The sequence below is a fragment of the Streptomyces fragilis genome (genome assembly GCF_003112515.1).
Taxonomy (GTDB): Bacteria; Actinomycetota; Actinomycetes; order Streptomycetales; family Streptomycetaceae; genus Streptomyces; species Streptomyces fragilis.
The window spans coordinates 995,390-1,005,775 of the sequence record NZ_BEVZ01000004.1; the positions used below are offsets into that span (position 1 = coordinate 995,390).

Sequence of the window (10,386 nt, forward strand, 5' to 3'; positions counted from 1 at the left end):
GGCGGTGTGGGGGGTGTGGGGGCAGAGGCGCCGGACCTCCCCAGGTCGGCGCCCCTGGTCTCAGCGGACCCGGTGGCTCTCCACCGGGCCGAGGTAGGTCTCCGGGAGCCCGCCGGTGTCGACGATCAGCCGCTGCAGGACGACGGTCGGGTCGACCATCCAGAACCGCAGCTTGTGCACGCCGGCCTTGGCGACGGTGTGCACCGAGGACGTCCGGTTGACGTTGTCGGAGGTGTGGCGCGCCCACCGCTTGTTGAGGCCGCCGTCGTCCGGGCCGGTCGCCGCGATGAAGTCGACGGTCTGCGGGGCCTGGTCGTCGAAGGAGACCGCGTACCGCAGTCCCGGCCGGCCGAGGGTGGGGTTGCGCGGCGAGACGTACGCCCAGACGGTGACCTCGCCCGGGGTCAGCAGGGTGACGTCGTACTCCAGGTAGGGGGCCCCGTTGCCAGGGGTCTGCGCGGGAGCGGTGACCGGCACCGGGGACATCCCGGCCTCGGTGCGGCCGATCCGGTCGATCCGCAGCCAGCCGGCGTCCTTCGTCCCGACCGCGCGGGAGTAGTGGTGGGCGTCGATGGCGACGTAGCCGCCGGCCTCGACGAAGCCCTTCACGCCACGCGCGGAGACGCGGTCGGCGACCGCCCTCACGGTCACCGTGCGGCCCGCGCCCTCCACGGTCAGCTCCGCCTCGCCGCGGCCGGCCGGCGCGCGGTTCCAGTCCACCCGCACCTCCAGCCGGACCTGCGTGCCGACCGTGCCGCGGGTGCGCTCCACCCGCAGCCAGGGCGCCGAGGAGGTCACCCGGTAGTCGAAGGCGCGCGAGCCCCGGTTGAAGATCTCGACGTACACCTCGTCGCCGGTCCGGAACGGGCTGAACTCCGGCAGCCGCGGCGTGCCTTCGGCGTTCGGCCACCAGTCCTCGGAGCCGCTGACCGCGACGCCCATCTCCGCGGTGTCCGGCAGCTCGATGCGCCGGACCTTGGGGAAGATCTCGTCCTTGATGGCCACGTTGTCCAGCTCGGGCTGCTGCCAGCCGGCGTTCGGGCCGTACCGCTCGACGTCGCCGTAGCCGATGTGCGGCTGCAGCATGAAGTCCTTCCACTTGCCGCCGGCGATCTCCTTGTTGAAGACGTCCTGCAGGCGGAAGTCCTCCTCGAGCGCCGCCTCGGCCCTGTCCGCGAGCTCGTTGGTGAGGGCGCGGCCCTGGCGGGCGTAGAGGATGTTGGTGAACTCGGCCTCACGCAGGTAGTACACGTTGGCCGTGGCCGCCACGTTGTAGCCGACCAGTTCGAACCATGCCTCCCGCACGGAGGCCGGCAGCCGGCGGGCGACGCGGGCGGCGTCCTTGTCGAGCTCCCGCCACGCCTGGGTGACGCGCTCCAGCTCGCCCCAGTGGAACGGCGTCTGCTGGTCGTCGTACACGACCGCGTTGTCGTCCTTGGTGATGTCCTTCGTGGGGTCAAGCGTGATCCGGCGGTTGAGCAGCTCGGGCTTGCGCAGCTGCTGCAGGTGGGCGTACCGGGAGATGATCCCGGCGACCGCCTCCGCGTGCTCCTCGCCGAAGTGCAGCGCCGCGTAACGGCGCTCCCACTCGCCGATGTCGTCCAGCTCCCAGCGCCCGGGGTCCCAGGCGTAGTCCATGAAGAACTGGGTGGGGACCTCGTTGCCCTTGAGGTCGCCGACGTTGGTCATCCACAGTCCGTGGTTGCCGTAGGAGACCGCCTGGTGCAGCTGGTCCCACATGTTCGGCAGCGACGTGGTGTCCACCCACTTGTAGTTGCGGCCGGCACCGACGTAGTCGAAGTGGTAGTAGATGCCGTACCCGCCGGAGCGGGCGGGCTCGTCGGGGTCCGGGTGCATCCGCAGGTTGCCCCAGTTGTCGTCGCAGAGCACGACCGTGACGTCCTCGGGCGCCCGCAGACCCCGGTTCCAGTACCGCTGGACCTCCTTGTACAGGGTCCACACCTGCGGCACCGCGGTCTCGGAGCCGAACACCTCGGCGATGATCTTCCGCTGGGTGGCGATGATGTCGTGCATCAGGTCGATGCCGTCGCCGTCCGGGAGGCTCACGTCGCCGTTGCCGCGCATGCCGAGGGTGACCACGCCCTCGATGCCCTCGCGGCGCATCCGCTCGACGCCCTCGCGCCAGTAGGCCTCGATGGCGGCGCGGTTGCGGCGGAAGGACCACTCGCCGGTGCCGCCGTACGGGTCGGAGCCCGGGGTGGTGATGTTGCCCGCGGAGTCACGGACGGCGGCCTTGGCGTGGCGGTTCCACTCCTCGATGCCGCGCATCATCGGCGCCTCGTGCGAGGTGCCCATGACCACGCCGTAGGCGGTGGCGCGGGCGTGGTTCTCCGGGTCGTCCTCGGCGAACGCCCGGCCCCACACGGCCGGCCAGAGGTAGTTGCCCTTCAGGCGGAGGAGGACCTCGAAGACCTTCTCCCAGAACTTGGCGTTGAACCCGCCGTCGAAGCCCGGAGCCTTGCCCGGTCCGAAGAACTGCGGGGCCCAGGTGCCGAGGTTGGGGTTCTCGTCGTTGATGAAGACGCCGCGGTACTTCACCTTGGGCGTGCCCTGGGTCCAGGAGCCCGCCTTCACGAAGATCTCGCGGTGCCGCACCGGCGTGGCGTCGTCCCACCAGTACCAGGGCGAGACGCCGATGCCGAAGCTGACGTCGTAGGCGCCGAAGATGGCGCCGCGCTGGTCGCTGCCCACGATCACCAGGGCGCGGTCGACGCCGGGCATCGGCCGCTCGACCACGGTCTGCTGGGAGGTCTCCCACTTCCCCCGAATGCGGGAGACGTCCAGCTTCCCGGACGCGACGAGCTTGTCCACCAGCGCGCTGCGGCCGAGCGTTCCGACGACGACGACCTCCCGGGCCGAGCCCGCTCGCGCCGCCGGCTTCACACCGGTGACGCGCTCGACGTCGGCGCGCAGGTCCTCGGCGACCCGGACCACGCCCGCGAAGTCGTCCTCGTCCACCAGCACCGGGGCGGCGTGCCCCTTGCGCACCAGCGGGAAGGCACCGGCCTCGGGCCGGAACGTGATGTACGCGCCGGAGTCGGTGCGGCGCGGCCCCCCTCCGGCCGCGCCGCGCTCCGCGTCACCCTGGGCGGCGTACGCCGTCCCTTCGCCGACCAGAGGAAGAGCCACCAGGCCCGCAGCCGCCCCTGTTTCCAGAACCGACCGACGGCTGACGTTTCCGCGCATGGCTCACCCACTTCTCGGCTGAATTTGGTAACCGGCCTGACAAATGTTGGGGCAGGGACGGGAGCACGACAACGGGTCGGGAGCAACGAAAACTTTCGATACGCGAACACGACCGGGAAGATCCGGAAATCGCAGGCGGAAACGGCCGCACGGACGCCCTTCCGCCAGGGCACGGAGGGCGGCGGTTTTCGAAATCGGCCACGAGGTGGCGCGAAAGTCGCGGGATTCCTTCCGCAACGTGGCGCAACGCCTGCGGAGGTGCGGCAAACCTGCCGTGACCTGGGACGATCACGCGCGCAAGGCGGCCGAGGACACCCGAGGGCGGTCGCGGGAGCGCGCGGGACGGGAAGCCGGGAACTTGGCGAAAACGATGCCCTCGCGGCGCCGGCCGGAGCGAGGACGGCAGCGGGGCGGACGGCCCACGGGAACGCCCCCAGGGCCTGCGGAGGGGCCTGAGGAGGGCCGCGGAAGGGCTGCGGAAGGGCTGCGGAAGGGCAGGCGGGTGACACACCCCGGAAAACGCCGGAGGGCCCGCACGACGTGATGTCGTGCGGGCCCTCCTTGAGCCACAAGAGCTCAGGTCATCGAGTGACCGTCAGGCAAGGAACTTACTTGACGATCTTGGTGACCTGGCCGGCGCCCACGGTACGACCACCCTCACGGATGGCGAACTTCAGGCCCTCCTCCATGGCGACGGGCTGGATGAGCTCCACCTTCATCTCGGTGTTGTCACCCGGCATGACCATCTCGGTGCCCTCGGGGAGGGTCACGACGCCGGTCACGTCCGTCGTACGGAAGTAGAACTGCGGGCGGTAGTTGTTGAAGAACGGGGTGTGGCGACCACCCTCGTCCTTGCCGAGGATGTAGGCCTGGGCCTCGAACTCGGTGTGCGGGGTGACCGAACCCGGCTTGATGATGACCTGGCCGCGCTCGACGTCCTCGCGCTTGATGCCACGGAGGAGCAGACCGACGTTCTCACCGGCCTGGCCCTCGTCGAGCAGCTTGCGGAACATCTCGATACCGGTGACCGTGGTGGTGGTCTTCTCGGTCTTGATGCCGATGATGTCGACGGTCTCGTTGACCTTCAGGACACCACGCTCGATACGGCCGGTGACGACCGTACCGCGACCGGTGATCGTGAAGACGTCCTCGATGGGCATGAGGAACGGCTTGTCGACGTCGCGCTCCGGCTGCGGGATGGCGGTGTCGACGGCGTTCATGAGGTCGAGGACCGACTGGGCCCACTTCTCGTCGCCCTCGAGCGCCTTCAGCGCGGAGACCTGAACGACCGGGACGTCGTCGCCCGGGAACTCGTACTCGGTGAGGAGCTCACGGACCTCGAGCTCGACGAGCTCCAGGATCTCCTCGTCGTCCACCATGTCGGCCTTGTTCAGGGCGACCACGATGTACGGCACGCCGACCTGGCGGGCCAGGAGCACGTGCTCCTTGGTCTGCGGCATCGGACCGTCGGTCGCGGCGACCACGAGGATCGCGCCGTCCATCTGGGCGGCACCGGTGATCATGTTCTTGATGTAGTCCGCGTGACCGGGGCAGTCGACGTGGGCGTAGTGACGCTCCTCCGTCTGGTACTCGACGTGCGCGATCGAGATGGTGATACCGCGCTGACGCTCCTCAGGAGCCTTGTCGATGTTGTCGAACGCGGTGGCCTCGTTCAGGTCCGGGTACGCGTCGTGCAGCACCTTGGTAATGGCGGCCGTGAGGGTCGTCTTACCGTGGTCGATGTGACCGATGGTGCCGATGTTGACGTGCGGCTTAGTCCGCTCGAACTTCGCCTTCGCCACTGGGGTCCTCCTGGGAGTGGTTCTGAACGCCTTGCTTCATCGGCGCCAGGTGATCTTTGCTGGAATGCCCGGCCCCTCGGGGCACCCCGGCACGTTCCTCTCGGTTCGCGCCGGAATGCCCCTGGAGGCACGGAGTCAAGCCTAAGGCGTGGAACTCGGTGGAGTTACTCGCCCTTGGCCTTCGCGATGATCTCCTCGGCGACGTTCCGCGGAACCTCGGCGTAGGAGTCGAACTGCATCGAGTAGCTCGCGCGACCCGACGTCTTGCTGCGGAGGTCGCCGACGTAGCCGAACATCTCCGAAAGCGGGACCAGGCCCTTCACGACGCGGGCGCCGGCACGCTCCTCCATGGCCTGGATCTGGCCACGGCGGGAGTTGATGTCGCCGATGACCTCGCCCATGTAGTCCTCGGGCGTGGTGACCTCGACGGCCATCATCGGCTCGAGCAGCACGGGGCTGGCCTTGCGCGCGGCCTCCTTGAAGGCCTGCGAGCCGGCGATCTTGAAGGCGAGCTCGGAGGAGTCGACCTCGTGGTAGCCACCGTCGATCAGCGTGACGCGCACGCCGGTCATCTCGTAGCCGGCCAGGATGCCGAACTGCATGGCCTCCTGCGCACCGGCGTCCACCGAAGGGATGTACTCCTTCGGGATACGGCCACCGGTGACCTTGTTCACGAACTCGTACGACGCCTCGCCGCCCTCGATGGGCTCGATCGCGATCTGCACCTTGGCGAACTGACCGGTACCACCGGTCTGCTTCTTGTGGGTGTAGTCCACGCGCTCGACGGCCTTGCGGATCGTCTCGCGGTACGCGACCTGCGGCTTGCCGACGTTGGCCTCGACCTTGAACTCACGGCGCATGCGGTCGACCAGCACCTCGAGGTGCAGCTCGCCCATGCCACCGATGATGGTCTGGCCGGTCTCCTCGTCCGAGTGGACCTGGAAGGAGGGGTCCTCCTCCGCGAGACGCTGGATGGCGACACCCAGCTTCTCCTGGTCACCCTTGGACTTGGGCTCGATGGCGACCTGGATCACCGGCGCCGGGAAGTCCATGGACTCCAGGATGACCGGGGCCTTGTCGTCCGACAGCGTCTCACCGGTCGTGGTCTGCTTGAGACCCATGACGGCGATGATGTCGCCGGCGCCCACCGACTCGATCTCCTCACGCTTGTTCGCGTGCATGCGGTAGATCTTGCCGATGCGCTCCTTCTTGCCCTTGACGGAGTTCAGCACCGAAGAGCCGGACTCCAGGCGGCCCGAGTACACCCGGACGAAGGTGAGCTTGCCGAGGTGCGGGTCGCTCATGATCTTGAAGGCGAGGGCGGCCAGCGGCTCGTCGTCCGACGGCTTCCGCTTGACGACGGTCTCGGAGTCCTTCGGGTCCGTGCCCTCGATCGCCTCGATGTCGACCGGCGACGGCAGGTAGCGCACGACGGCGTCGAGCAGGGGCTGCACGCCCTTGTTCTTGAACGCGGTGCCGCAGAACACGGGGGTGACGGTGGTGCCGCCGCCCTTGCCGGACGCGATGGTGATGCGACGGATCGCCGCGTAGAGCTGCTCCTCGGTGGGCTCGTTGCCCTCGAGGTACATCTCCATCAGCTCTTCGTCGTTCTCCGCGACGTCCTCGACCAGCTTGGCGCGGTACTCCTCGGCCTGCTCCTGCAGGTCGGCCGGGATGTCGACGATGTCGTACATCTCGCCCTTGGTGGCCTCGGGGGAGTAGACCAGGGCCTTCATGCGGACCAGGTCGACGACGCCGACGAAGTCGGCCTCGGCGCCGATCGGCAGCTGCATCACGATCGGCTGGGCGCCCAGGCGGTTGACGATCATGTCAACGCAGCGGAAGAAGTCCGCGCCGGTACGGTCCAGCTTGTTCACGAAGCAGATACGCGGAACGCCGTAACGGTCGGCCTGACGCCACACCGTCTCGGACTGGGGCTCCACGCCGGCGACGCCGTCGAACACCGTCACGGCACCGTCGAGCACGCGCAGGGAGCGCTCCACCTCGACGGTGAAGTCGACGTGCCCCGGGGTGTCGATGATGTTGATGGTGTGGTCGACGTCCTCCAGCGGCCAGTGACAGGTGGTGGCAGCAGAGGTGATCGTGATGCCACGCTCCTGCTCCTGCTCCATCCAGTCCATGGTCGCGGCGCCGTCGTGGACCTCACCGATCTTGTAGCTGACGCCGGTGTAGAACAGGATCCGCTCGGTGGTGGTCGTCTTGCCCGCGTCGATGTGGGCCATGATCCCGATGTTGCGGACCTTGGCCAGGTCAAGCGAAGTGGTAGCCATAAGGCTTCAGTCTTCTCTCGGTCTCGATGGGGTCTGCGACTACCAGCGGTAGTGCGCGAAGGCCTTGTTGGACTCGGCCATCTTGTGCGTGTCCTCGCGCTTCTTGACGGCCGCACCGAGGCCGTTCGAAGCGTCGAGAAGCTCGTTGAGCAGACGCTCGGTCATCGTCTTCTCGCGACGGGCGCGGGAGTAACCGACCAGCCAGCGCAGGGCCAGCGTGTTGGCGCGACCGGGCTTGACCTCGATCGGCACCTGGTAGGTCGCACCACCGACGCGGCGGGACTTGACCTCGAGGGTCGGCTTGATGTTCTCGAGAGCGCGCTTCAGCGTGATGACCGGGTCGTTGCCGGTCTTCTCGCGCAGGCCCTCCATGGCGCCGTAGACGATGCGCTCGGCGGTGGAGCGCTTGCCGTTCAGCAGCACCTTGTTGATCAGGGAGGTCACCAGAGGAGAACCGTAGACCGGGTCGATGATGACCGGGCGCTTCGGGGCGGGGCCCTTACGAGGCATTCTTACTTCTCCTTCTTGGCGCCGTAGCGGCTGCGGGCCTGCTTGCGGTTCTTGACACCCTGGGTGTCGAGGGAACCGCGGATGATCTTGTAACGAACACCGGGCAGGTCCTTCACACGGCCGCCGCGCACGAGCACGATGGAGTGCTCCTGCAGGTTGTGTCCCTCACCCGGAATGTAAGCAGTGACCTCGATACCGCTGGTCAGACGCACACGCGCGACCTTACGCAGGGCCGAGTTCGGCTTCTTCGGGGTGGTCGTGAACACACGCGTGCAGACGCCGCGACGCTGAGGGGAACCCTCGAGTGCGGGCGTCTTGTTCTTCTCGACCTTGTCCTGCCGGCCCTTCCGGACCAGCTGCTGGATCGTAGGCACTACTTCTCCGGTTTCTGTGTGCCGAATGGTGAAGCTAACCTGGAACATCGCCGACCCACGCGGTCGGGTGTGTCGAATCCCGCGGACCTACGCCGTCAGGCGGAGAACTGCACGGATCACGGTGGCCGATGCGGACTCCCCTTGCGGTGGAAAGGCACGCAAGGAGGCCAGGGCACACCCCAGGCACAAGGTCTGAGCGTACCTACCGCATACGCCGTGGTCAAAACAAATGCCCCGGGGCTGGCCAAGGCCCCGCCGCCGCGCCCCCGGGCGCCTCCCGGAGGGCTCCCGCCGCCGCCTCGCACACGGCCGGCGCGCGGGCCGGGGCTCACCCGCGCGGGCGGCGGCGAGAACGCACGACCGAGCACGCGCGCATCTGTTGATACGCACGGCAGAGGGAATGAGTGGCGCAGGAACACCCCGCAAGGACACGAGCGAAGGGAACCGCACCATGGCCTCACCTCTGACCGCCGACGCCCTCGTCAGAGCCCTACGGAACGAGGGCGTGAAGGTGGTCGAGCACTCCGGCTGGCGCACCAACAACCGGAACGCGAAGGGAGCCTGGGGACCGGTCAACGGCGTGATGATCCACCACACGGTGACCTCCGGCACCGACGCGACCGTCCGCCTGTGCTTCGAGGGCCGGTCGGACCTGCCCGGCCCCCTCTGCCACGGCGTGATCGCCAAGGACGGCACCGTCCACCTGGTCGGCAACGGCCGCGCCAACCACGCCGGCCTGGGCGACGACGACGTGCTGCGCGCGGTGGTCGCCGAGTCGGCGGCGCTGCCCACGCCCAACGAGAACAACACCGACGGCAACGCCCGCTTCTACGGCTTCGAATGCGTCAACCTGGGCGACGGCAAGGATCCCTGGCCCGCCGCCCAGCTCGAGGCGATAGAGGCGGCCTCGGCGGCGATCTGCCGCGCCCACGACTGGAGCGCGCGCTCGGTGATCGGCCACAAGGAGTGGACCAACACCAAGATCGACCCTCGCGGCTTCTCGATGGCCGGCATGCGCGAGCGCATCGCCACCCGCCTCGGCCAGGCCGCCCCGACCCCGCCCCCGCAGCCCGTGGTGGACCTGTCGCGGCTCGTGACGGCCGCACGGACCGACCCCGGCGCCTCAGGCACGCCCGTCACCTACGCGGGCGTGAAGACGGTGGAGCGGGCCCTGGTGGCCGAGGGGCTGCTCGCCGCGGCGTACGCGGACGGCCACTACGGCACGCAGACCCTGACCGCCTATGCCGCCTGGCAGCGGCGCTGCGGCTACTCGGGCGCCGACGCGGACGGCATCCCGGGCATGACCACGCTGAGCCGGCTGGGCGCGAAGCACGGCTTCACCGTCCAGGCCTGACGCGCGCCCTGTCCTTCGCACCGGAGTAGCGCACGGCCCGCCCGTGTCGCGGCCACCCCCCACCGCCGCACAGCACTCCCACCACCACGCAGCACCTCCTCCACCGCCGCGCAGCACCTTTACCCGCGCAGCACCCGCGCCGCCACGCGGCACTCCCACCACCGCGCGACACCCCGCCGCCACGCGGTACTCCCACCCGCGCGGCACCTTCGTCGCCGCGCTGCACTCCCGCCCGCGCGGCGCCCTCGCCGCCACGCCGCGGCCCGCTGCGGCCCACTGCGGCCCGCTTCGGTCAGTTCACCGCCGCGGTCAGCGCCACCAGCCAGTAGACGCTCCAGCCGGCGATCCATATCCAGCCCAGCACCAGGCCGGCTATCGCACAACCGTCGCCCTGCTGGCCCGAGGCACGGATCTCGGAGCGCGCCTGGTGGCCCAGCGCCACCGCCGGAATGCTGGTGAGCCCCGCGGTCATCACCGTCAGGATGCCGAGCACCATCGCCGCTGTGGCCTTGCCGTTGGTCGTGCCCGGGTAGGGCGCCGGCCGGAACACCGGAGCGGCGCCGTAGGAGCCCCGCACGGCCGGCGGCCCGTAGAAGGGCACCGCGGGCGGGGCGGAGACGGGCCCCTGCGGCAGATCGGCGACCAGACCGGACAGCTCCGCCTGGGTGCGGGCCGCGTAGGCCCGGGTCACCCGCTGCTCGAACTCTGTCTTGCCGAGCCGCCCCTCGGCGTAACCGGCACGGAGTACGTCGACCGCGCGCTCGCGGTCGGCCGTCGACGCCAGCATCGGGCTGCCTCCCCCGTACGGGGACCAGGGCTGCATGGGCATATCGGCACCACCCCTCTCC

At 69.2% G+C, this 10,386-nt stretch carries 7 protein-coding genes; 1 reads left to right on the top strand and 6 read right to left on the bottom strand.

From position 1 onward, the window contains the following. Nucleotides 1–60: 60 nt before the first annotated feature. From Sfr03f_RS17670 to rpsL, 5 genes are all read right to left on the bottom strand, one after another. Entirely contained in the window at nt 61–3,207 is a 3,147-nt protein-coding gene (locus Sfr03f_RS17670) for a glycosyl hydrolase 115 family protein (RefSeq protein ID WP_108954825.1), read from the bottom strand. 608 nt (nt 3,208–3,815) lie between these two features. Then, the gene (tuf, locus tag Sfr03f_RS17675; RefSeq protein WP_108954826.1) at nt 3,816–5,009 is read right to left on the bottom strand and encodes an elongation factor Tu; all 1,194 of its coding nucleotides are present in this window, start codon (nt 5,007–5,009) and stop codon (nt 3,816–3,818) included. 164 nt (nt 5,010–5,173) lie between these two features. Continuing rightward, nucleotides 5,174–7,300 (bottom strand): elongation factor G, encoded by a 2,127-nt coding sequence (fusA, locus tag Sfr03f_RS17680; RefSeq protein ID WP_108954827.1) that lies wholly within the window; start codon nt 7,298–7,300, stop codon nt 5,174–5,176. 39 nt (nt 7,301–7,339) lie between these two features. Next, nucleotides 7,340–7,810: a 30S ribosomal protein S7 gene (rpsG, locus tag Sfr03f_RS17685; protein ID WP_003974303.1), complete on the bottom strand. Its 471-nt coding sequence runs from the start codon at nt 7,808–7,810 to the stop codon at nt 7,340–7,342. Nucleotides 7,811–7,812: 2 nt separating this feature from the next. Next, nucleotides 7,813–8,184 carry a 30S ribosomal protein S12 gene (rpsL, locus tag Sfr03f_RS17690; protein WP_003948652.1) on the bottom strand — a complete coding sequence of 124 codons (372 nt, stop codon included), beginning with the start codon at nt 8,182–8,184 and terminating at the stop codon, nt 7,813–7,815. Nucleotides 8,185–8,635: 451 nt separating this feature from the next. Between rpsL and Sfr03f_RS17695 the strand changes: the two genes are divergently transcribed. Beyond that, complete coding sequence (locus Sfr03f_RS17695; protein WP_108954828.1) at nt 8,636–9,538, top strand: N-acetylmuramoyl-L-alanine amidase; 903 nt, start codon at nt 8,636–8,638, stop codon at nt 9,536–9,538. A 292-nt stretch (nt 9,539–9,830) separates the two neighbouring features. On the opposite strand, the gene Sfr03f_RS17700 is transcribed toward Sfr03f_RS17695, so the two are convergent. After that, complete coding sequence (locus Sfr03f_RS17700) at nt 9,831–10,367, bottom strand: DUF1707 and DUF4190 domain-containing protein (RefSeq protein ID WP_245967606.1); 537 nt, start codon at nt 10,365–10,367, stop codon at nt 9,831–9,833. Nucleotides 10,368–10,386: the final 19 nt, after the last annotated feature.